This is a genomic window from Nocardioides aestuarii (assembly GCF_039527245.1).
Taxonomy (GTDB): domain Bacteria; phylum Actinomycetota; class Actinomycetes; order Propionibacteriales; family Nocardioidaceae; genus Nocardioides; species Nocardioides aestuarii.
This window is the reverse complement of record NZ_BAAAJT010000002.1, coordinates 2015020-2037232: the sequence shown is the minus strand read 5'-3', so window position 1 is coordinate 2037232 and position 22213 is coordinate 2015020. Positions and strand designations below refer to the sequence as shown.

At 69.5% G+C, this 22213-nt stretch carries 19 protein-coding genes, 1 tRNA gene and 1 pseudogene; 9 read left to right on the top strand and 12 right to left on the bottom strand.

Annotated features, from left to right (window positions below; translation table 11 throughout):
* Nucleotides 1–29 precede the first annotated feature (29 nt).
* On the top strand, nucleotides 30–500 hold the full coding sequence (locus ABD091_RS10380) for a GNAT family N-acetyltransferase (protein WP_343918066.1): 471 nt from the start codon (nucleotides 30–32) through the stop codon (nucleotides 498–500).
* Between the two features lie 36 nt (nucleotides 501–536).
* On the opposite strand, the gene ABD091_RS20235 is transcribed toward ABD091_RS10380, so the two are convergent.
* The 3 genes from ABD091_RS20235 to ABD091_RS10370 form a co-directional block, all read right to left on the bottom strand.
* Nucleotides 537–1058: a DsbA family protein gene (locus ABD091_RS20235; protein WP_379189569.1), complete on the bottom strand. Its 522-nt coding sequence runs from the start codon at nucleotides 1056–1058 to the stop codon at nucleotides 537–539.
* A 137-nt stretch (nucleotides 1059–1195) separates the two neighbouring features.
* Nucleotides 1196–2032: an alpha/beta hydrolase gene (locus ABD091_RS10375; protein WP_343918064.1), complete on the bottom strand. Its 837-nt coding sequence runs from the start codon at nucleotides 2030–2032 to the stop codon at nucleotides 1196–1198.
* Between the two features lie 194 nt (nucleotides 2033–2226).
* Nucleotides 2227–3126, bottom strand: coding sequence for an alpha/beta fold hydrolase (locus tag ABD091_RS10370; protein ID WP_343918063.1), 900 nt, complete (start codon nucleotides 3124–3126; stop codon nucleotides 2227–2229).
* A gap of 401 nt (nucleotides 3127–3527) precedes the next feature.
* On the opposite strand from ABD091_RS10370, the gene ABD091_RS10365 reads away from it, so the two are divergent.
* The 3 genes and pseudogenes from ABD091_RS10365 to ABD091_RS10355 form a co-directional block, all read left to right on the top strand.
* Complete coding sequence (locus ABD091_RS10365) at nucleotides 3528–4352, top strand: alpha/beta fold hydrolase (protein WP_343918061.1); 825 nt, start codon at nucleotides 3528–3530, stop codon at nucleotides 4350–4352.
* A 253-nt stretch (nucleotides 4353–4605) separates the two neighbouring features.
* Nucleotides 4606–5481, top strand: a complete 876-nt coding sequence (locus ABD091_RS10360) for an MBL fold metallo-hydrolase (RefSeq protein ID WP_343918059.1) — start codon at nucleotides 4606–4608, stop codon at nucleotides 5479–5481.
* Between the two features lie 44 nt (nucleotides 5482–5525).
* A pseudogene (locus ABD091_RS10355) lies at nucleotides 5526–5834 on the top strand (FAD-dependent oxidoreductase); the annotation flags it as partial.
* 238 nt (nucleotides 5835–6072) lie between these two features.
* Here the strand turns inward: ABD091_RS10355 and ABD091_RS10350 are convergent.
* Entirely contained in the window at nucleotides 6073–8943 is a 2871-nt protein-coding gene (locus ABD091_RS10350; RefSeq protein ID WP_343918057.1) for a helix-turn-helix transcriptional regulator, read from the bottom strand.
* Nucleotides 8944–9186: 243 nt separating this feature from the next.
* A complete protein-coding gene (locus ABD091_RS10345; protein ID WP_343918055.1) occupies nucleotides 9187–9651 on the bottom strand; it encodes a MarR family winged helix-turn-helix transcriptional regulator in 465 nt (154 codons plus the stop codon).
* 93 nt (nucleotides 9652–9744) lie between these two features.
* Between ABD091_RS10345 and ABD091_RS10340 the strand changes: the two genes are divergently transcribed.
* Both ABD091_RS10340 and ABD091_RS10335 read left to right on the top strand, forming a co-directional pair.
* Nucleotides 9745–10317, top strand: coding sequence for a YceI family protein (locus ABD091_RS10340; RefSeq protein WP_343918053.1), 573 nt, complete (start codon nucleotides 9745–9747; stop codon nucleotides 10315–10317).
* 169 nt (nucleotides 10318–10486) lie between these two features.
* Nucleotides 10487–11251 (top strand): pirin family protein, encoded by a 765-nt coding sequence (locus ABD091_RS10335; protein ID WP_343918051.1) that lies wholly within the window; start codon nucleotides 10487–10489, stop codon nucleotides 11249–11251.
* 1309 nt (nucleotides 11252–12560) lie between these two features.
* On the opposite strand, the gene ABD091_RS10330 is transcribed toward ABD091_RS10335, so the two are convergent.
* On the bottom strand, nucleotides 12561–13427 hold the full coding sequence (locus ABD091_RS10330) for an alpha/beta hydrolase (protein WP_343918049.1): 867 nt from the start codon (nucleotides 13425–13427) through the stop codon (nucleotides 12561–12563).
* Between the two features lie 86 nt (nucleotides 13428–13513).
* Nucleotides 13514–14536, bottom strand: a complete 1023-nt coding sequence (locus ABD091_RS10325) for an AraC-like ligand-binding domain-containing protein (RefSeq protein WP_343918047.1) — start codon at nucleotides 14534–14536, stop codon at nucleotides 13514–13516.
* 388 nt (nucleotides 14537–14924) lie between these two features.
* On the opposite strand from ABD091_RS10325, the gene ABD091_RS10320 reads away from it, so the two are divergent.
* The 3 genes from ABD091_RS10320 (at nucleotide 14925) to ABD091_RS10310 (ending at nucleotide 18337) form a co-directional block, all read left to right on the top strand.
* Nucleotides 14925–15203, top strand: coding sequence for an NAD(P)H-binding protein (locus ABD091_RS10320; RefSeq protein WP_343918045.1), 279 nt, complete (start codon nucleotides 14925–14927; stop codon nucleotides 15201–15203).
* 192 nt (nucleotides 15204–15395) lie between these two features.
* Entirely contained in the window at nucleotides 15396–17996 is a 2601-nt protein-coding gene (gene nhaA, locus ABD091_RS10315; protein ID WP_343918043.1) for a Na+/H+ antiporter NhaA, read from the top strand.
* 89 nt (nucleotides 17997–18085) lie between these two features.
* A complete protein-coding gene (locus tag ABD091_RS10310; RefSeq protein WP_343918041.1) occupies nucleotides 18086–18337 on the top strand; it encodes a hypothetical protein in 252 nt (83 codons plus the stop codon).
* 188 nt (nucleotides 18338–18525) lie between these two features.
* Here the strand turns inward: ABD091_RS10310 and ABD091_RS10305 are convergent, their stop codons facing one another.
* The 5 genes from ABD091_RS10305 to ABD091_RS10285 form a co-directional block, all read right to left on the bottom strand.
* On the bottom strand, nucleotides 18526–18720 hold the full coding sequence (locus tag ABD091_RS10305) for a hypothetical protein (protein WP_343918039.1): 195 nt from the start codon (nucleotides 18718–18720) through the stop codon (nucleotides 18526–18528).
* 290 nt (nucleotides 18721–19010) lie between these two features.
* Nucleotides 19011–19083, bottom strand: a tRNA-Arg gene (locus ABD091_RS10300).
* A 56-nt stretch (nucleotides 19084–19139) separates the two neighbouring features.
* On the bottom strand, nucleotides 19140–19835 hold the full coding sequence (locus tag ABD091_RS10295) for a glycosyltransferase family 2 protein (protein ID WP_343918037.1): 696 nt from the start codon (nucleotides 19833–19835) through the stop codon (nucleotides 19140–19142).
* Nucleotides 19832–21196 carry a PIG-L family deacetylase gene (locus tag ABD091_RS10290; RefSeq protein WP_343918035.1) on the bottom strand — a complete coding sequence of 455 codons (1365 nt, stop codon included), beginning with the start codon at nucleotides 21194–21196 and terminating at the stop codon, nucleotides 19832–19834. The genes ABD091_RS10295 and ABD091_RS10290 overlap by 4 nt, the downstream gene beginning before the upstream one ends.
* Nucleotides 21190–22206, bottom strand: a complete 1017-nt coding sequence (locus ABD091_RS10285) for an acyl-CoA dehydrogenase (protein WP_343918033.1) — start codon at nucleotides 22204–22206, stop codon at nucleotides 21190–21192. The genes ABD091_RS10290 and ABD091_RS10285 overlap by 7 nt, the downstream gene beginning before the upstream one ends.
* Nucleotides 22207–22213 lie beyond the last annotated feature (7 nt).

Sequence of the window (22213 nt, the reverse complement as noted above, 5' to 3'; positions counted from 1 at the left end):
TACCCACTGCTGCACCGAGATTTCCGGCAGTGTGCGGCGAACCGGGTGCCGACCGCAAGCAGTTGCCTGACGCCGTCGGTTCCGATCGCCGCCCACGGTCCGGCGCGGCAGCGCAGTGCCACAATTGGCAGTGGTCAATCCCGCTGCGGCACGTGGTCAATCGTTCACCCAGACTGCGCCGAGAGAGGAAATCGATGTCGGTAGAAGTGAGCGACAATCCCGATCGCCAGCGCTTCGAGGTCCGTCTAGACGGTGAGATAGTCGGCTTCGCCGCCTATCAGAAGACAGACGAACTGGTCGTCTTCACCCACACCGAGGTCGACTCGAACCTCGAAGGTCGAGGTATCGGCGGGCAACTGGTACGCGCCGCGTTGGACCACATCCGTGAACAGGGCCTAGCGGTGCTGCCCATCTGTCCATTCGTACAGGCTTGGATGGCCAGACATCCCGACTACGCCGACCTCGACTACCGCTCGCCAGCCTCGAAGGTGACGGACTAGAAGGGCTTGCACGGACCACGTTTACGGCCTCGATGTCTACCGAGGGAGTCCGGTGGAACGCAGCGCGCGGATGAGCGTGGCAGCGTCACCCGGACCGGTGTGACGACTGCCGTTGAGGAAGAGCGTCGGGTGCCGGTCACACCGCTGGCCTGTGCACTGACTATGTCGTCGCGCGCGCTGAACACGCAGGAGCTGCGCGCCGGGATCCACTTCGTCGTCTGAGGGGAGCCCGAGTTGCCTGGCGATTTCGAACAGCACCCCCGGACCGAGGCGAGCTTGAGAGCTGAACAGCAGGTCGTGGGCATCCCAGAAGCGCGCACTTGCCGCGACTCTCTCGGCAAGCTCTGCAGCGGACTGGGCGTGGGCGTGAACATTGATCAGAGGAAGATGACGGAGGACATAGCGCACCTCTGCACCCAGCGCCCGCAGGACATCGTTGACGGCCCCGGTGGCTCGTCCGCAGTACGGACATTCGAAGTCGCCGTACTCCACTAGAGTCATCGGCGCATCGGTGCGGCCGCGGATGTGGTCCCGGCGGCTGTCGACCTCGGGCGACAAGAGAACCGGATCAGCTTCATGGTGTTGGATCCTTCAGTTCGTCACGACACGGATCGGTGGCGCGGCGGCCCCACCACCAACGAGTGCGAGGCGGGGTCGCTGCGGCTGCCACCGCACCGACCCCCTCCTCTGTCCCCTCAGCCGGCCGCTGATCCTGTGGAAGCGACGGGGCTTGCGTGCCGCTCGGCCCAGTCCAGTGCGAAGTCGGCGACCTTCTCCCATCCGGGTTCGCCGCACGTCCAGTGTGAGCGGCCCTCGAACTCGTGGTATTCGGTCAGAGCTCCGGACTTCTTGTACTTCTTGAAGTTCGACTTGTTCACCGCCGGCGGCATGATGTGGTCGGCTCCGCCAGCGATGAACAGCAGAGGAGCGCGGTCGTCGTTCTCGTAGTTGACCCAGGTCTCCTGGTGGCCTGGCTTGAAGTTCGCGATGAGGCCGTAGTCCCACACCCAGCGGCCCGGGGCGGCGATCGCGTACTTGTCGTAGTCGCGCTGCGCGGACTCTTCGTCGAGGGTGTTGGTGAACGCGTAATGGAACTGCTTGGGGGTGAATCCGACCGCGCGGTGTCGGTTGGCGGGGTTGCTCAGAGCCGGGAAGAGGGACTTGACCTGTGAGGGCGGGTTGGTTCGAACGCCCTCGGTCGGTGCGGAGTCGATGGCAACTCCGGCGGCTCCGAGGCCGCGTGCCAGGAGGAGCTGGGTGAACATTCCTCCGAAGGAGTGGCCCATGATGATGGGCGGGGTCGGGACGGACTTCACGACGTCGGCGAGGTGGTCGATGGTCTGGTTGACGTCGACGTTCGCGATGATCGAGGGGTCGGCCCGGAGAGCTTCGACCTCCACCTCGAAGCCGGGGTAGGCGGGCGTGAGGACCTTGTACCCCTTCTGCTCGAAGTGGGTGACCCAGTGTTCCCAGCTGCGGGGTGTGACCCAGAGTCCGTGGACCAGCACGATGGTGTCGGGCTTGGCGCTCATGGCGTGGTTCCTGTCTGTGTGTGGCGTGAGCCTGGTGGTTGGGTTTGCCCGGGCCGAGATCTCGGGTGTGGTGAACGTCTGGAATCCGGAGGCCGCCGTGGCCGAGATGGCCGCGACGGCCTCCGGGGTGGATACCGAACCCGTGGTTCGGCAGAGGGTGGAGACGACTTGGAGGGGCTCGGGGCCCGGTGTGGTCAGTGCTCCCGGTCGGCGCGGAGGACGAAGTTCACGACCCGCTGCGGCTTGGACATCATGATCACGTGAGAGCTGTCGACTTCGGCGGTCGTCGCCCCCGCCCGGTCCGCCATGACGCGCTGCGCCTCCGGCGGGATGAGGTGGTCGTGCTTCGCAACCAGGTAGTACGAGGGGATGGTTTCCCAACCGGGCTCGCTGACGGTCGAGACCAGCGACGAGAGCGCTGAGGGACGCTGCGAGACGGCCATGACCTTGGTCAGACGTCGGGGCAGGTCCTTGGCGAAGATGTGCCGGAATGCCTTCGGCTTCACCACGGCGTCGCCGTCGCCCTCCGGGGCGTTCGGGTACGGGCTGACGACGATGTTGTCGATGATGGTGCTGTGCCCGCCGCCCAGCGAGTTGGCGTGTGCGATGTCCTCGCCCTCGTCCAGGGCGTACGCGGAAACGTAGACCAGCGAGACGATGTCCTCGTTGCCGGTGGACGCCTCGGTGATGACGGCGCCGCCGTAGGAGTGGCCGACCAGGATGATGGGGCCCTCGATGGTGGTGAGAAACAGGCGGAGGTACTCGGCGTCGTAGGCGAGACCTCGCAGCGGGTTGGACCACGCGCGGACGGTGTAACCGCGCTTCTGCAGGTCCAGGGACACGTCGTTCCAGCCGCTGGAGTCAGCGAACGCGCCGTGGACAAGCACCACGGTCGGCTTCGCTGCTGCACTTTCGGATGCCGGGGCCGCAGCAGGCCGCCCCAGCTGGGCCAGCGACCCGACTTGGACGTAGGGAGCGGAGCTGGCCGGCGCGGCCGCGGACGGGCGCATAGTGATGAGAGCTGCGAGAAGCAGCAGGGACACGGCCAGCGCCGTGACGACGGCCGGCCTTCGGGTCAGGGTGCGCGTACGCATGGATGGCTCCTTCGGATCGTGTGGGCCGGATGCCCCGTGGTGACGCCATCGGGCGCCGCATCGACACACCGATCGTCGGAGCAGCAGACGTCCGCCGAATCCCGTGTCGTGCGTAGTGAGGTGCCCACGCGAGGGCCGCGGAACCCCACGGCGGTGCGCACGACCGGTCGCGAGGCTGGTGAGCCGGTTCAGGACGTCCTCCACGAGGTGCCAGCTGCGGCGGTAACAGGTCGCGGCGGTTGACGCGCCGCCGCCTGTTTGCCAGTGCCGGAGCGCGGGTCCTCCGGGTCGGAGAGGAGACCGGTCGGCGACTACGCGTGCTGCGTGGTCCGGGAGAGGTGGATGGACGGAACCCTTGATCCGATCCCACGGCCAACTGGCCCCAATCGCAGGAGGAACCCATGCCACACGTCACCGCGGACGACGGAGCCCAGATCTTCTACAAGGACTGGGGAACCGACGGCACTCCCGTCATCCTCAGCCACGGCTGGCCCCTGAACGCCGACGCCTGGGAGGCCGCGGCACTGTTCCTGGCCGAGAACGGACACCGTGCCATCGCGCACGACCGGCGCGGCCACGGACGTTCGAGCCAGACCTGGCACGGCAACGAGATGGACACCTACGCCGACGACCTCGCCTGCCTCATCGAGAGGCTCGACCTGAACGACCTCACCCTCATCGGGCACTCCACCGGTGGCGGGGAGGTCGCGCACTACGTCGGCCGGCACGGCTCGTCGCGTGTCTCGAAGCTCGTCCTCGTCGGTGCTGTGCCGCCGCTCATGCTGCGGACCGTCGACAACCCCGAGGGTCTCCCCATCGAGACGTTCGACGCGATCCGCAACGGAGAGAAGGCCAACCGGTCCCAGCTGTACCGCGACCTCGCGGACGGCCCCTTCTTCGGCCACAACCGCAAGGGCGATGTCGATCAAGGATTTCGCGATGCGTTCTGGATGCAGGGCATGGCGTGCGGGCACCGGGCCGCCTACGAGTGCATCGCCGCGTTCTCCGCGACCGACTTCCGGCCCGACCTCGCCAAGATCGACATTCCCACCCTCGTCATCCACGGGGACGACGACCAGATTGTGCCGTTCGCGGTTGGTGGAATGCGCTCTGCCGAGATGATCGACGGCGCCGAGCTCAAGGTGTACGAAGGCAGTGGCCACGCCCTGCCCGACACCGACCGTGACCGCCTCCACGCGGACCTGCTCGCGTTCATCGACGCGTAGACGCCGCGCCAGATCCATTCGCGACGGCGAGCGCACCTTCAGGCTGGGCAGTCCTACTCGTCAACCGGGCGGGTGGTGCTTGCCGTCGTGAGCCGCCCGTCGCGCACCGCCGACACATGCGTGTGCTAGCCCCAAATTCACGTCCGTTCGAGGAGGCCGCGAGAACGCCACCCTGAGACACACACGCAGGGCGGCCACCGCCGCGACATGGCTCAGAGCCCGAATCACACAAACGAAAGAAAGGTGAGGTCCCGTGAAGGTCACCCATATTGGCGGACCCACGCTGCTGATCGAGGTCGGCGGGTGGCGCATCCTCACCGACCCCACCTTCGACCCGCCCGGAAAGACCTACGGCTTCGGCTGGGGCACCTCGTCCAAGAAGACGCTAGGTCCCGCGCTGAGCACCACCGACGTCGGACCCATCGACGTCGTCCTGCTCTCCCACGACCATCACGCCGACAACCTGGACACCGCTGGTCGACGTCTGCTTCGTGAGGTGCCGCGCGTCATCACCACGAGGCCCGGCTCCAAGCGATTGCGTCACGAACTACTCGCGAAGGTCCACGGCCTCGCACCCGGCAAGTCGCTGAATGTGCGCGAACCCGACCGCTCCGAACTGCACGTCACCGCAACCCCGGCCCGGCACGGTCCCCCGCTGGGCCAATTCATCGCGGGCACCGTCATCGGTTTCGTCCTGGACGTCACCGATGACGGCGTCCGCCGCCGCATCTGGGTCACCGGCGATACCGTCCTCGCCCGACGTGTACGGGCGCTGGCACGTGGCCTGGCCGTCGACGTCGCCGTCCTCCACATGGGCGGTGTCCGGTTCCCCAGCACCGGCCCGCTCCGGTACTCGATGGTCGCCGCTGACGCCACACGCCTGGTGACACTGCTGAACCCGTGCGTCGCCATCCCCGTCCACTACGACGGCTGGTCCCACTTCGGCGAGGATCAGAGTCACGCGCGTGCCGCGCTGCGTGCTGCTGGCACCGCCGCACGTACCCAGATCCTGTGGCTCGAACCAGGCCAGAGCACCGACCTCAACCCGGTCCCCCACGTCTCCGAACTTCCCCGGTGTGCCGACGCCGACCCGGGCCATCCAGCTCCGCACATCCCGGGCCCGTCATGACGCCCTCCACCCGTACCAGCGCCGGCAGGCGCGCCCGCACCAGCATGGGCACCGGCCCGGGTTCGAGGGCGGGCGCGGGCAGCGCCCACTTCGACGTGGTCGTGCTCGGCGCGGGCAGCGGTGGATACACAGCCGCGATCAGGTGCGCCCAGCTCGGGCTCCGCACGGCGATCGTCGAACGAGACGCTTGGGGTGGGGTCTGTCTGAACATCGGCTGCATCCCCACCAAGGCGTTGCTTCGCAACGCGGAACTTTCCGACGGGCTGCGCCACCACACACACCGGTTCGGTATCACCACGCCCGGCCCCATCGATATGGACTACCAGGTCGCCTACCAACGCAGCCGACGCGTCGTGGAACAACGCTGGAGGGCAACGAGTTTCGGCTACGCCGCAGCGAGGTGGCCCGAGTCACCGCCAGACCGCCTGCGCAGGTACGGACGCTGCCGGTGTCGCGCAGAGTGGCCGGCATCGCGGTCGTGACAACGTTCCTCGTCCGCCCCTCAGCTATGAGCCGGCCCGCTCGCCAGTTGGGTGTGGCACCGCCTTTGTCCCTTCAACGGCCGTAGGCAGCCGCTCGCGATGCCGATCCTCAGGCGATCCGATCGGCGAGCTGTCGGCGCGAGGAGATGCCGAGCTTGTTGAACACCTTCCGCAAGTGGTAGTCGATCGTGTTCACGCTCAAGAACATCGTCGCCGCGATCTCGGCGTTGGTGTGACCGGATGCTGCCTGCTTGGCTACAGCGAGCTCTTGGGGCGTCAGGAGGTTCGCGACTGGCGAGGTCGATTGGACGTGCGCCACCTTCTCCCCGGAGGCGACGAGTTCGCGTTTGGCGCGCTCCGCGAACGGTTCGGCGCCCACTGACTCGAACGCACTCAGTGCTTGCTTCAGCTCCTCGGCGGCGGCGTTGCGCCGCTTCGTCCGGCGCAACCACTCCCCGTACAGCAGATGGGCGCGTCCCCGGTCCACGGTGGTCGCCGGGGAGTCGAGCAGGTCGAGAGCCAGCCTGAACTGATGCTCGGCATCGTCCCCGGTGCTGAGCAGCGCCCGGCTTCGGGCCGCGACTCCCTGCGCCCACGGACTGGCACTGGTCTCCGCAACCTCTTCGAGGAGGTGGAGGCGCGCGTCGGCCTCGGCCAGCCTGTCCGTGCGAACACTGGCCTCCACCAGATCCGGGATCGGCAGACCGGCGACCAGCCGTCTGGGCTGGTCCACCAGCGGCGCCAGCAACGCGTACGCCTGCGCATAATGGGAGTGAGCCAACGCAACCGTGGCCTGAGCGATCCTCACCGGCGTCGACGCGTCAGCCGCACGCACACCAGTCGCAAGTGTCGTGGCCCGGCGGTGACTCGCAGCACGGTTCTGATCTCTGCCAGCGCACTGTCCGGCTCCTTCGTGCCCATCGAGTGGACCACCCCTGGCGGTGTCGCTGAACCAAGGCCGTACAAGTTCGTCGAGCCCGCGATCGGGACCGAGGTCTAGCACCCGACGCAGCTCGCTGTGGCGGGCCAAGAGATTCCGCGCTGCAAGGGGTGAGCCACCCATGACGTGGGACTGGATCAGCATCCGCTGCGCACGCTCCAACTGGTGGAGGGAGCCGCTCTCGGAAGCCGCCTCGGCGGCGGACTGGAGGATGTCGATACGCCGCGTGGGGTCCCAGACAGCGGCGGTGAGCGCGACGCTGCTGCAGCCGTAGCGCTGCAGATCCTCCGAAGTCAGGAGCGAAAATGCGTGGACGGCCTCAGACATGGCGGGGAACGCGGTCGCGTAGGGCTCCAGGAGCCATTGCGCCAGACCATTGAGCACTCGGCTGGTGGGGCCGTTGGCGTGCGTAGCTGCTCGGGCGAGGCTCCGCCCCAGTCCCTTCCACGTCGGACAGTCGACAGTCTCTTCGATGGAGATGTACAGGTCCCAGGCTCGAACGAGAGCTTCCTGTTCGCGTCGTGGGTCGTGCTCGGAGAATAGGTCGGCGGCGGCGAGTGCCGCGGACGCGGCGGCGGCGGTGTTCGGTTCGGGAGTGGTGGCGCGCAGGTTGGCCTCGATCAGACGTTTGCGTCCCCGGGTCACAGCATCGAGTTCGTGGACGTTGACGTGCGCCAGCAGCTCTGCGGCCAGGCGTGTGCTCCCGGATGCGTCGGCTGCCTCGGCCGCGGACACGAGCCTCGTGTCACGCGCCGCAGGTGTAGTGCTCTTGGCGGCCGCCTGCGCGAGGACCCGGGCCTGCGATGCACGCCCGCCGCGGCGGCCCGCGACCTCCGCGGCGGCCTCCAGCCTGTCCGCGACCTCGTCGTCGGCTCCGACGACAGCGCGCCCTGCGTGCCAGGCCCCGATCTCGTCGAGTCCAAGTTCTTCAGCTGCGTCGGCGAGTGCCGAGTGAGCACGGCGGCGGTCGCCGCCGCATGAGGCGTTGTAAGCCGCTGACCGGATCATCGGGTGTCGGAACAGGCCTGGGGCTGTGAGGTCGACGATGTCGGCGGCCTCTGCCGGCTCGTGGGCGTGTACCGGTAGCTGCAGGTGATCACCCGCAGCGTCGATGAGCACGAGGTTGCCAGTGGAGTCCGCTGCCGCCAGCAGTACCCAGGTGCGGGCATCTGGGGGCAGGGAACGCAGTTGCGTCGCGTAGTGGCGCGTGAGGTGTCGACCGACGGGGAGCGGGACGTCGCTGAGTGCCGCGTCGGTGAGTTCCTGGGTGGTGAGCTCCTCGGCGAGGTCGACGAGTGCCAGCGGGTTGCCACCGGTGGCGGCGGCGATGTGTCGTGCCACCAGGGGGTCGAGAATTGCCGGGTCCCGCCTGTCGGTCTCACCGGTCGAGGTCAGCCGAGGGGCGGTGTATTCGGACCGTGGAGAGACGGCCTCCTCATCGTGGACGCGGCGTCGGGTCAGCTGCAGTAGGCGCACTGCATCATCGCTTGGCAGACCGGCGAGGGTGACACGAGGGATGCCGGCGAGTCGGGCCATCGGGTCGGCCGCCTCCTGCCCGGCCAGCACCATGGCGAACGGTTCTGTGTGGATGCGTCTGCTCACGAATGCGATGAGGTTGAGCGATTCGGGATCCAGCAAGTGCACGTCGTCCACGACGACGACCAAGCCGCGTTCCTGACCTGCGGCGGCGAGGAGGGCCAGCAGACCCATCCCGGCGACCTGCTGGTCGATCGGTTCCGGCTCAGCCTCACCCACGGCGACCTGGAGGGCGTGGCGGTGCCGCGGTGGGAGTGCTGCAAGGTGCTCGCGGAGCAGCCCCGTGAGTCGCTGAAGGGCAGCGAAGGGCATGTCAGACTCGGCTTCGAATCCGTTCAGCCAGATGAACTGGACGTCGGCTGATGTCGCGGCGGCGCGGAGCAGGGTGGTCTTTCCGATCCCTGGTTCTCCAACGAAGAGGAGGGCACGGCCCTGGCGGTTGCGCGCGGTGCCGACGACAAGGCTGAGGCGACGGAGCTCCTCGTCGCGTCCGATAGGGTGCACAGCCGCCCCCTCCCTCTCCTGATGAGAGGACCGTAGGAGCGAGTGATGCGATCGCGGATCGTACGAGTGACGTAGATCTGGCGTACGCGGTCACGTGTACCGGTCCGCACATGGGTCGAACGCGGATTCCTGCGGACGTGTCGATCAGTCCTGCCTCGGCGCAGCGCGTGGGCCAGTGACCGTGCGTCTGCTACCTCGGATCACGAGACGTAGTCGTCGGGCCGCCTGGCGACGGGGGGTGGCTCAGGCGGCTGGGGGACGCACTCGCCCCTGCAGCTTGCTCAGCGCCCTCTGCATGACGTCGAACTCGTCGACCGTGAGGTCCGTGAAGAACAGGTCACGGACGTGCCGCGCGTGATCTGGTGCTGCAGATTCGATGGCTTGCCGCCCGTCCTGAGTGAGTTCCACGAATGCTCCCCTTCCGTCGTCGGCGCATTCGGCACGCTGGATGAGGCCGCGGCGTGCCATTCGGGTCAAGTGGTGGGAGGTCCGGCTCTTCTCCCACCCGAGAGCCTGCGCAAGGGTCGTGACCCGCATCCGCGAGTCCTGCGCTTCGCTGAGCTGAACCAGGACATCGAAGTCCGGCAACGACAGGCCCGTCTTCTGCTGCAACTCGCGGTTCAACAGAGTCGGCAGGCCTGACGACACTGCGAGCCACGAGCGCCACAGACGCTGCTGCTCCTCATCGAGCCACGGACCTTCGGTCATAGGGCCAGCATAGCCGGAATAGGTGACACATCAACTATGTTGGACGCACTGTAGTTGACACATCCACCACCTAGCAGCTCTGAAGGAGCATCCGTGACCACCACCGGCACCACCACCCGCACCCCCATGAACGCCCTAGCCGGAACCTGGACCATCGACCCCAGCCACACCCGCATCGGATTCGTCGCCCGCCACGCGATGGTCACCAAGGTCCGCGGAGCCTTCAACGACTTCGCCGGCACCGTGAGCGTCGACGCCGACGACTTCACCCGATCCTCCGCCGAACTGACCATCCAGGCCGCCAGCATCGACACCCGCAACGAGCAGCGCGACGGCCACCTGCGCAGCAACGACTTCCTCGCCATGGAGGACTACCCCGAGATCCGGTTCGTCTCCACCGGCGTGACCCAGACCGGCCCGACCAGCCTGGAGCTCACCGGCGACCTGACCATCAAGGACGTCACCCGCCCCGTCACCGTCCCCTTCGACTTCGACGGCACCGCCACCGACCCCTTCGGCAACGTCCGCGCCGGCTTCGAGGGCGCGGTCACCATCAACCGCAAGGACTACGGCATCACCTGGAACGCCGCGCTCGAGACCGGCGGCGTCCTGGTCAGCGACAAGATCGCCCTCGAGTTCGAGGTCTCCGCGATCAAGAACGCCTGACCCCTGTGACCGCGGCGCCCGTCCCCCGGGGCGCCCTCCCCCTCGGAGCCTATGAGCACCGAGGCGCAGTCGGGCCGGTCCCGCTGCAGCGCGACCGGCCCGGCCCACACACCCCGCCACACACCCGTCACCCCATCACTCCTACGACCTCACCAGTGAGGACACCGCCATGACCACCACCCAGCTCACCCCGAACATCGACGTCCGCCGCGCCGAGGACCGGTTCAAGAGCCGGTTCGACTGGCTGGACTCCAAGCACTCCTTCTCCTTCGGCCACCACCACGACCGCAACAACACCCACCACGGGCTGCTGCTGGTCAACAACGACGACATCGTCGACCCCGGCACCGGGTTCGACACCCACCCCCACCGCGACATGGAGATCGTCACCTGGGTCCTCGAGGGCTCCCTGGTCCACCAGGACTCCACCGGCCACAACGGCGTCATCTACCCCGGCCTCGCGCAGCGCATGAGCGCCGGCCGCGGCATCCTGCACTCGGAGAAGAACGACTCCTGGCGCCTGGCGGGCGACACCCATCAGGACCCGGTCCACTTCGTGCAGATGTGGGTCGTCCCCGACGAGCCCAACCTCACGGCCGGCTACGAGCAGCTCGAGATCGACCACGAGCTCCTCGCCGGCGGACTGGTCCCCGTCGCCTCCGGCATGCCCCAGCACAACGGTGCTGCCGCCATCCGGATCCAGAACAAGTACGCCGCCCTCCACGCGGCACGCCTGCAGCCCGGCCAGAGCGTCGAGCTCCCCGAAGCGCCGTTCCTGCACCTGTTCGTGCCCCGCGGCTCGGTCACCCTCGAGGGCGCCGGCCACCTCGCAACCGGCGACGCCGTCCGCTTCACCGCCACCGGTGGCCAGAAGGTCACCGCCACCGAGCCCGCCGAGATCCTCCTCTGGGAAATGCACGCAAGCCTCGCCTGACGAAGCGGCGATCCGCCGCGGTATGCCATCCCGGGACGGTGCCACACGGGCCATGATCGCCGGTCGAGCGTTCGTACAGACTGGCCGTGGACGAAGAGGAAGTCGATGTCGGTCGACGTGAGTGACGATCGCGATCGTCGACTGTGGGGTCATGGCCGTCGGCCTAGCAGCGCAGGGGCGCCGCCAGTAGGTGTCTCACTCGACAGATCCGGCTGGATGCCGAACCCGCCCAGTGCGACGAGACTGTCGGCCGACGGTCGGTCCGCCCCCGCGGACGATTCATGCCACACCCGCGCGATGCACACCGAGGCTGCGTACAGGTCCGCGACCCTCACGGGAGTCGACTTGGAGATGTCGCGGAGGCCGAGTTCCAGTTCCTTCAGCAGAGCCGCCCCAGGCGCTCGGCCTTCGCCGAGGAGCGGAAGGACCGGCCTGGTGCCTGGTCTCAGGACCGCGTCAGCCGTTCGCGACAGCCGGCAGGTGTTGGGCAGCTCGTCGCGGGGCCTACGGGGAAGGCGAGCGACCGCTTGCCCGAGTCGTCTACCTCGACCGTCGCCCAGTCGAGCATGTGCGGCGACAGAGGGTTGGCGAGTAGCACCAGACACCACGCCTGATGTCTGGGCTCAAGAAGGCGAACGTGCTCGACCAGGTGGAGAAGCACGCTGACTGGGTCGGCTGCTGCTGGGTTCGTTGGAGTCATGACCCGGACCGTCCGGACCGCAGCCAATTGGCCAGTCACTGCACAGAGGTGACTTGTCCTGGTGTTGGAGGACGAGATCGAGCTGTGCACTCTCCCGCTTCTGCAGCAGCTCGAACTCTGCTCGGGCGGCTGTGACCTGGGCGCGGAGCTCCTCCATCCGCGGAGCGACCGCACATCGAGGTCCGCCGCGCCGAGGACCGGTTCAACGACGGGCCATCGAGGCCGCGGCTCCCGGCCACGCGCGCCAGGTGCGGGACCTCGTCTTCGACGATCGCAGTGCCGACGACGTTGCCGCCATGCAGGGCGTGCTGGCGAAGCTCGCGGAGCGGCTGACTGCCGTCGACAGCCGCGGAGAGGGTTCGAGTTCGCCGTCGCGGGCGGTTGGCTAGACACCCGCGAGTGAGTGCCTCGCGCATAGATCTCACGACAGTCTGCGCGCACCGCGGCGATCCATGGACGACCTGATACGCCTCGACACACCGAGGTTGGAGATCGAGCCATCCCCGGGTGCCCACACGTTCGTACGGGCCGCGGCAGCGTCGCCCCAGGACCCCCCGAACGCCTGGTCGGGCGGGCTCCAGGACAACCCGTGGGGGCTGGGTGGGGTGGTCACCTGACGAACCTTGCGATGAAGTCGAGGGAGGTCTGGGCGACCTCCTGCCACCCGTGGTCGATGGTCAACGAGTGGCCGCGGTCGGGAATCTCGACGAACTCGGTGACCGCGGAGCTCTTGAGGTGCTTCTTGTACGCCGCGTGCGCGATCGCGCGCGGAACGGTGTGGTCCTTCTCGCCGGAGACGACGAGAAGCGGTCCACGGTCGTCGGCCTTGAACTTCACCTTCGTCTCGCTGAACGGGTTCAGGTTCGCGGCGGCCGCCTGGAAGATCGGGACACCGGAGGCAGCGACGTGGAACTCGTCGTACAGCTGACGTGCCTCGGCTTCGTCCAGGGCGTTGGTCCAGCCGTACTGGAACTCCTCGAACGTCAACGTCACCGATCGTCGGGCGTTCGCGGGGTTGCCGAGCACCGGCGACCCGGCCTTGAGTGCAGATGGCGGCAGCGGCAGCACGCCACGCCCAGGGGCGGGGTCGATCGCTACGGTCGCCGCGGAGGCGCCCTCACCGGCGACCTTCTGGGCGATGAGGCCGCCGAAGGAGTGACCGACCACTGCCGGCTCCCGGTCCAGCTTGGCGATGGCGGCGAGGTAGTGGGCGGTGACGGCGCCGACCATCTTGTGCGCGAAGACGTCGGGGTTGCCACGGGCCTCGGTGACCGTGGCGGGGTCGTCGGGCCAGCCGGGAGCGATGGTGGCGTAGCCGGCGTGCTCGTACAACGTGCGCCAGCGGTCCCAACTGCTGGAGAGAAGCCAGAGACCATGGATGAAGACGACCGGTTGCCGGCCGGAGCTGTTGGCGATCTCGATCTGGTCCAGCTCGGTCTGCGTCAGCGTGGGGTCGGGCGCGGATGTGTCGGTCATGGGTCCTCCCCGGTTTGCGGGCGTCCCGGACACGGATGCCGGGTGTACTCCTGGACCCTAGGAGCCAGGAGAACCGACCGCTCGGCTCAGGGAGACGAGTCCTCGGCGGCGCGTGCCAGGTTGGCGACCGACGTCAGGAGCCTGTTCGACGAGCCTGCCGCCCGGTTCGTTGCCCGCCAGTCGCGAGGGGACATGCCGTACGTCGCCTTGAAGGCGCGGCCGAAGTGGGTCATGTCGACGAAGCCCCACTGGTGTGCGACGGCGGTGATGGTGCGGGTGTCCCCGGGGTCGGCGAGCGCGCGCCGACACGCCTCGAGTCGTAGCCGACGGATCCAGTCGCCGAGAACGATGTCCGAGCGGCCCAAGAGGCGGTACAGGTGACGCACCGAGATGTGGTGCTCCACAGCGATGCGGCCCGCGGAGAGATCGTGCTCGTGCAGATGGGTGCGGATGTAGCGGATGATCCGGAGCTCGAGGCTGCGGTCGAGGTGCTGGCGCGCGTCGGGCAGGTCGTCGATCTGGGAGGCGAGCATGGCTCGGATCAGCGCGAACGTCGGTTCGGCGACGTCTTCGGCCTCCTGACCGTTCAGTTGCCCGAGGTTCTTCGCCACCTCGCGCAGGTGTCCGGCGGTGATCTTGGCCAGAGGCCGGTCGCCGCCGAACCGGATGGCCGTGACGGCTTGAAGGACCCGCCCGGGGAGCGTGAGGTCGCTGACCGGGATACGGAAGAAGTGCTGGTGGATGCCCGCGGCGTTCACCAGCGTGTACGGCCGGCGGGTGTCGTACACGGCGAGGTCACCTGGACGGAGGACTGCCTCGCGGTCGTCCTGCACCACCATGCTGGAGCCCGAGAGCTGAAGTCCCAGGAACAGGTACTGGTCGTCCGATTCGTGCGCCAGCTTCGCCGTCCTGGTGACCGTGGTGGCGTTGGAGCGGATCGAACAGACGTTGAGGCGGCTGGCCTCGCTGATCCGTCCCGTGGCGGAGATCTGCGTGGGGTCGGGGTGGTGCTCGATCTCGACACGGACGACCGTGTCCCATATCAGGGTTCGGATCGCCTCGGCGCGGTCTCGCGGCGCCAAGGCGTCGGCATCCAGAACGATGGTCATGACACGAGGTCCCTCCGCAGGTCGTGCCCGAGCGGTCACCAGTCTGCCGGTCGAGGCCGGGCGGCGCCATGTCACGACCACGTCTGGACAACAGCGGACTCTGCCGTGACCCTAGGTGCGCTCGGCCCGCACGTCTCGGCTCAGCGTGCCAACCACTCGGCCTCCCCTGACCGGATCGAGGAGAGGTCGGCACGACCTGGGCCTGGCCGTGCTTGTGTGCGTGGCCTCGGCCACGGCCGGGACCGCCGCCCGGGTCGCGATCGCGCTCGCCGGATCCAGCGCTCCGCTGGACGCAGGGCTGATCGTCGGGCTGACCCTGCTCGTCGTCCGTCACCGCCCTGTCGCCGCCGTCCGACAACCCCTACTCTCACCTCTGGGAGACACCACCATGACGCGCACCCTCACCACCGTCCTCGTCGTCGCAGGCGCCGGCAGCACCGGCCGCCAGGTCGTCGAGGGACTGTCCGCTCGCGGGATCACCCCGCGGGTGCTCACCCGTTCCCCGGAACAGGCACACAACCGGCTGCCCGGTGCCGTGGAGGTCGTGACAGGCGACGTGAGCGAGCACACCAACACCCGGGGCCGACCCGGCTGGTTCGACGCCGCCACCCTTCCCCTCGATTCGGAGCCTGCATCGGTGCACGAGGAGCTGGCGCGGTGGCGCTGAAGGCGGGCGAGGTCCCTCGCCTGGCGCGCGACCACCTTGATCGTCAGTGCGCCGCCATGACCGACGCTGACAGCGACGCTCTCGACCCGCTCCTCGCTCCCGGCTTCACACTCACCCACCAGGACGACCGGCTCGGGGTCGAAGGCCTGAGGTGCGAACGTTCGGTGGCCTCCACGTGGTGATCGGCGAGCGATGAGCACCGACCAGGGTCAGTCGACATCGGGCGTTCCCGGGCTCCTGCTCCGGGTGGCCCCGCTCGGCCAGCGGCTGCGGACGGAAGCGGGCGGTGCGGTGCTGTTGCTCGCGGCCACGATCCTCGCGCTCGTGTGGGCCAACTCCCCCTTCAAGGAGACCTACGAGCAGTTCTGGCACACCGAGGTGGCCTTCCGGGTCGCCGGCGTCGAGCTGGCCCTCGACCTGAAGCACTGGGTCAACGACGGCCTGATGGCGTTCTTCTTCTTCGTGATCGGGCTGGAGGTCAAGCGGGAGCTGGTGCTGGGTGAGCTCGCCGACCGGCGCCGGATGGCGATCCCCTCCATCGCAGCCCTCGCCGGCCTCGTGGTCCCCGCCCTCGTCTACGTGGCGTTCAACTTGGGCGAGGAGAGCGCAGCGGCCTGGGGAGTCGTGATCTCCACCGACACGGCTTTCCTGATCGGCGTCCTGGCCCTGCTGGGCTCTGCGTGCCCTCCACCGCTGCGCGTCTTCCTGCTGGCCCTGGCCATCGCCGACGACGTCGGTGCCCTGACGGTGATCGCGCTCTTCTACACCGAGGACCTGGCCCTCGTCCCGCTGCTGGTGGCCGTCCTCATCGTGCTGCTGATGATCAGCCTGCGGTGGCTCCGGGTGTGGCGCGGGCCTGCCTACCTGGTCCTCGCCGTGGTGGCGTGGGTGGCGTTGTACGAGTCGGGGGTCCACCCGACCTTGCTGGGCGTGGCGATCGCGCTGGCGACACCGGCCTACGAAGCGCGTCGCGACGAGGTCGACGACGTGGTCCGGCGTACCCGCGCGTACGTGCAGTCGCCCAACCCCGAGTACGCGCGGACTGCCCTCCTGGCTCTCCAGCGGTCCGTCCCTCCGGGCGAGCGTCAGCAGCGCCAGTGGGAGCCGTGGACCACCGCCGTGTTCGTGCCGCTGTTCGCGCTCGCCAACGCCGGGGTCGCGCTGACCGCGGAGACGTTGCGTGCCGCTGCCACGTCCTCGATCACGCTCGGTGTGGTCGCCGGCCTGGTGCTCGGCAAGCTCCTCGGCATCTCGCTCGGCGCCGGCCTCGCCGTGCGCCTCCGGCTGGGCACACTCGCGCCTGGCCTGACCTCCTCCGGGGTCGCCGGCGGCGCGCTGCTGTCCGGGATCGGCTTCACCATCTCCCTGTTCATCGTCGACCTCGCCTTCGACGACCAGGCGTCAGCAGACCAGGCCCGGGTGGGAGTGCTGACGGCCTCGGTGATCGCCGCCGCACTCGGATCGGCCTTCCTGCGCTGGTCGGCGCGCCGTCGCCCTGCCGAGGACGGCGCAGGGCTGCTCGACCCACCGGTCGACCCCCTCCGCGACCACGTGCGCGGTCCGGAGCAGGCGCCGCTGACGCTCGTGGAGTACGCCGACTTCGAGTGCCCCTTCTGCGGTCGGGCGACCGGCGCGATCGAGGACCTCCGGGCGCACTTCGGGGACCGGCTCCGCTACGTCTTCAGACACACGCCGCTGGTCGACGTACATCCGCACGCCCAGCTCGCCGCCGAGGCAGCCGAGGCCGCCGGCGCGCAAGGTCGGTTCTGGGAGATGCACGACCGTCTCTTCGCCCACCAGGACGCGCTGTCCGGAGCAGACCTCCTCGACCACGCCGCTGCCCTGGGGCTCGACGTCTCCCGGTTCACCCGAGACCTCGGCTCCGGGCGATTCCGACGCCACGTCGAGCACGACCTCGAGTCCGCGGGGGCCAGCGGAGTCGCGGGAACTCCGACGTTCTTCGTCAACGGACGCCGGCACAGCGGACCCACCGACGCCACCACACTGGCGCGAGCGCTGTTGACGACCTCCGACGTGGACCTCTCGAGGAGCCGAATGCGTGAGGACGACCCGGCCGACCACGGAGCGTCCGTGCTCCAGCCTGCGACCGCGGCAGACATGCCCGACATCGCGGAGTCCGAACCCGAGACCCCCGCGCGCGGTGGCGATCACCCACGGCTCGACGACGACCAGCTCGCCGTCCTCGAGCGTTTCGGGACCCGCCGCCGTGTCGCCCGCGGCGACACCTTGTACGAAGCCGGGGACGCCCACTACGACTTCCACGTCGTGCTGTCAGGTGCCGTGGCCGTGGTGGGTCGCTTTGCGGGCAGGCCAGAGCCGCTGTTCCGGGTACACGGCTCTCGCCGCTTCCTCGGAGAGCTCGACCTCTTCGACCACCAGGAGGTCGTGCGGACAGCGATGGTGATCCGCTCGGGCGAGGTCCTGCGCCTCACGCTCGACGAGCTGCAAGCAGCATTCGACCGGGACAGTGGTCTCCGCGACGTCGTCGTCCGGGCCTTCCTCGCCCGACGCGCCATGCGCTTCGAGCTCACTGCGGACATGCGGATCGTCGGCCCTGCGGACTCACCGGAGGTCCAGCGCCTGCGGACGTACGCCGAGGGCCGTGGGCTCACGAGCGTGGTCGTCGACCTTGAGGCCGACGAGACGAACCCGCACCTCGCTGGGCCGTCCGGAGTGGGGGGCGACGACCTGCCCATGGTGGTGACCCGGGAGGGTCAGGTGCTGCACCGCCCCGACGAGGCTGAGCTGGACGAGGCGATTCCGTCCGGCTGAGGTTCTCACTGGGTGTGTCCCATTTTCCGACCGAATCAGGGCGGGGAGAAGCGCGCGCTCATGCCGACGAGCGTTCGTAGACTCAAGGGATGCAACCTGCCGATCCGGACGTGTTTCCGGATGACCTGTCGGGTCACTTCTGGGCGAGCCTCGAGCACGACGCCGGCATCGACCGTTGGCGGTTCTCGGTGTGGGACTACCAGGGCAACGCGATGCTCAGTGGACTCGCGTCCAGCCAACGCCAGGCTGCTCGCATCGTCTGGGCCTGGGACGCGGTGATCGTCTCCGACTTCCGCGGAAACGGCGACCCGAGTCTGATGACGTCTCCTGACGACGCGTGATGCTCACAGCCCCGAGTCATGCCGGTCGGTCATGCCGCTGACCGCTGTCGTGCTCGCCGTAACCGAACCGGCACAACCGTCCACATCGCCTACCTCATGGACGGGAGCAGACGGGCGCAGCACCCGTTGTGCCGGTTCCGTTACGAGGCCGAACGGTGCCCGCTCATGCCGCTGAGCGGATGACGGCTCTACGGGCGGACTTCCGCAGCCATGAAGGCGAAGCCGTCCTGACCGGGCGCTTCCCACTCCAAGTCCACGGCCTGCCCCACCGTCAGGCTCTTGTGCTCGGAGAGGGTCACCCCGGGTGACTCCCTGATGACAGGCGTGACGATGACCGAGAAGTGAACCCAACAACCTCCCGGAGTCTCGGTGCTGTCGAGCACGCCCCAACCGAGGTCCCCATGCCACTCCCGAACTGTCGCGCGCACCACGCCGTGAGGCTAACGCTTCGACCGCTCATGCCCTGAGCGTGAGGTACCGCCAGCGCAGCGGCGGGACACGGGCGACAACGTGCTGAGAACACAACTAGCGGAGCACCGCAGTGCTTGTGTACCGGCGCTGTCGCTTCTGTGTACCGGATCGGACCGGCGTTGAGCTGCGGAAGAAGCAGAAACGGCCCCTGGTTGCGGATTTCCGCAGGTCAGGGACCGTTCCGATCATGCTTCTCGTCTTGCGCGCCTGTAGGGATTCGAACCCCAAACCTTCTGATCCGTAGTCAGATGCTCTATCCGTTGAGCTACAGGCGCCCGTCGCGAACGACTGCTCGAGGATAGCCGACGGCCCGGGCGAGGCCGAATCGGCGTCAGGTCGCGGAGCCCGGCAGCACCTCGAGGGCGAGCGCCGCGAGGTAGGCGGCGAAGCCGCCCGGCGCCCGGCCCTGCTGGCGTGGGGCCGTCACGACCGGACGGGCCGCGCCCGTGACCCGTGCTCCCTGTCGACGCGCCCGGTGGACCAGGGCGACGTCCTCGCCGGTCGCCAGGGGCGGGAAGCCGCCGGCCGCGTCGTAGGACGCCAGCCGGACGCCGAGGTTGGCGCCGTGCACGTGGTGGCCGGCCCGCGTGTGGCGCCGCTGCCACTCGCGCAGGACCGACGGGTGGAGGCCGCTGGGATCGGGCAGGACCGGGCCCACGAGCAGGTCGTACGCCTCGGCCGCCCGCAGGTGGTCGAGCAGCCAGGTCGTCGGGACGCGCGAGTCGGCGTCGGTGGTCGCGACCCATGCGCGATCCGGGTCGGTCACGTGGCGCCGGCCCACCGCGACTCCGACCGCCCGGCCCACCCCGACGTTCCTGACCGCGCAGCTGACGACCTCGACGTCATGCCGTCGCGCGATCGCTTCGCTGTCGTCACGGCAGTCATCGAGCACCACCACCAGATGGACGCGCGGACCCTCGGGACCGAGCGCGCCGACCGCCCGGCGGAACGACGTCAGGCACTGGTCGAGCTGCTCCTCCTCGTCGTGGGCGGGGACGACGACGAGGAGGTCGTCGACCGCCGTCACCGCGTCGGCACGGGCAGCGCGTCGCCCGGACCGAGCAGGAGCAGCTCCACGTCGCGGTCGACGTACGCCGCCAGCCGCCCGGCGCCGAGGCCGGACTCGAAGGCGCGGTGGACCGCCTGACCGTCGAGCAGCCAGCCGTCGACCGCGTGGCGCCAGTGGCAGAGCACGACCACCCCGTCGGGCGAGAGTCGCGCACGCACCCCCGCCACGAGCCGTGTGAGGTCGCGTGGGGAGAGGAAGTAGCCCATCTCGCTGACGACGACGAGGTCGAAGGGACCGTCGGGCAGGCCCTCCGGCACCGTCGACCGCTCGACCCGCACGTGGTCGTGGTCGCGCAGCCGCCGGCGCGCGACCGAGAGGGCGGCCGCGCTGTCGTCGACGGCGACCAGCTCCTCGCAGCGGAGCGCCAGGTCGGAGGTGACCGCCCCGGTGGAGCAGCCGACGTCGAGCCCGCGGCGGAAGGTCTGGCGCGGCAGGAACGCCGACAGCAGCGACCGCTTCCGCACCTCGTACCAGCGGGTGTCGACGCCCCAGGGCTCCTCGACCGCGCGGTGGAGCTCGTCGAGGGTCGGATCGGTGGCGGGCTCCTCCACGAAGAGCTCCTGCGGGCCGGAGAAGTGGGCGAGCACGTCCTGACCCAGCAGCGGCTCGTCACCCGGGGCGGTCGACAGGCCGGCGAGCTGGGTGCGGTGGGCGGCGATCGCCTGCTGCTTGGTGGCCAGCACCTCGGGGGGAAGCGACAGTCGCCGCATCTCCGGCCACGGCGCCTGCTCGGGCCGGGCCCAGTGCCAGAGCCAGACGGGGTACTCCACCAACCGGGCGCCCGTACGCCGGGCCGCCGCCGCGGCCGCCCGGCCCGCGGCCTCGTGGTCGGGGTGGCCGTCGCGCCGGTAGGGCGCCACGAGCAGCACCCCGCCCCCCTCGCCCACGGCCTCGGTGATCCGCGCGGCGCAGGACGCCACCTCGTCGGACAGCCCGCCGTCCGGCAGGCCCGCGTGCTCGAGCTCGATCCCCTCGTCGAGCCGGTCGAGGGCGGCCCGGCACTCCGTGCGGCGCACCCCGGCGAGCTCCTCCGGCGGCGTCGTCGGCGACGCGGGGTGACTGCCCTCCCCGTCGGTCAGCACCACCACGGCGACGTCGACACCGGAGGCCACGGCGATCGTCATGAGGCCGGCGGCGCCGAGGCTCTCGTCGTCGGGGTGGGCCGCCACGACGACCAGCCGCTCCACAGGCGCACCGTCGCGGTCGGTGAGCTCGAGGTCGGGCAGCGCGGCCCGTCCGGGGTGGCGCCACCACTCCTCCGCGGGCGTGCCGCGGACGTCGTGCCGGAAGGCGGGTCTCGGTGCGGACGAGGTCACCACGACCCACCCGTGTCCTCGACGACCCGGCCGAGGGCGGCGAGGTCGCGCTCGGCGTGGTGCTGGCGCAGGTAGAGGCGGAGGTCGGCCAGGCGCGCGGCGTGATCGGGCTCTGCCACCTGCGGTCCCGGGCCGAGGTCGTGCTCGGCCGCGCGCAGCACCTCCTCGCAGGCGTCGGCGACGACCGCCCTCACCCGCAGCGCCCAGGACGCTCCGTCGTCACCGCCGGCGAAGCCCGCGTCGACCGCGGACGCGGCCTCGGCGAGGAGGGCCCGCGCGGCAGCCAGCGAAGCATCCGCCGTCCCGAGGTGGACGTGGCTGACCTGGTCGCGCTCCCGGCCCCGCGGCTGCGCGAGCCGGCGGGCCACGCCCACCGCGCCGCCGTACCAGACGGCGGCCACGCCCATCCCGCCCCAGGCGAAGCCGTCGCGGCGGAGATACCACTCCGGCGGGCCGACCGGCTCAGCCGGGACGTCGCTCATCTCGACCGGCAGGCTGACGACGTCGACCAGCCCGCGCGGCGACCAGGCGCCCGGACCGGCCGCTGCGGAGACGCCCGGGGCGTGGAGGTCGACGGCGAACAGCGCCCGGCAGCGGTCGTCGACCCAGGCCGTGACCAGGGCGCGGTCGAGCTGGCCGGCCAACGAGCACCACGGCTTGGTGCCGTTCAGCAGCCAGCCGTTGCCCCAGCGCTCCGCCTCGAGCCGTACGCCGGGCCCCTCGGCCGCGAAGACGCCCCAGGTCGCCTCGGCGCCGACGGAGACGTCGAAGCCGGCCGCATCGGCCTCGTCGAGGATCGCGAGCGCGTCGAGATGGGGCTCGACGGCCCGCGCGAGCTGGAGGTCGGCGGCACCGAGCGTGGCGAGGGTCGACCAGAGGTCCGCGGTGCTGCCGGCCCCGGGCCGCGGGACCTCGGACCCGAGGCGCCGCCCCAGCGAGAGCCAGCCGGCCGGTCCGGCGGGCGTCGTCTCCAGCGCGGCTGCACGGCCACGACCGATCCGGACCTCTCGCACCCCGTCC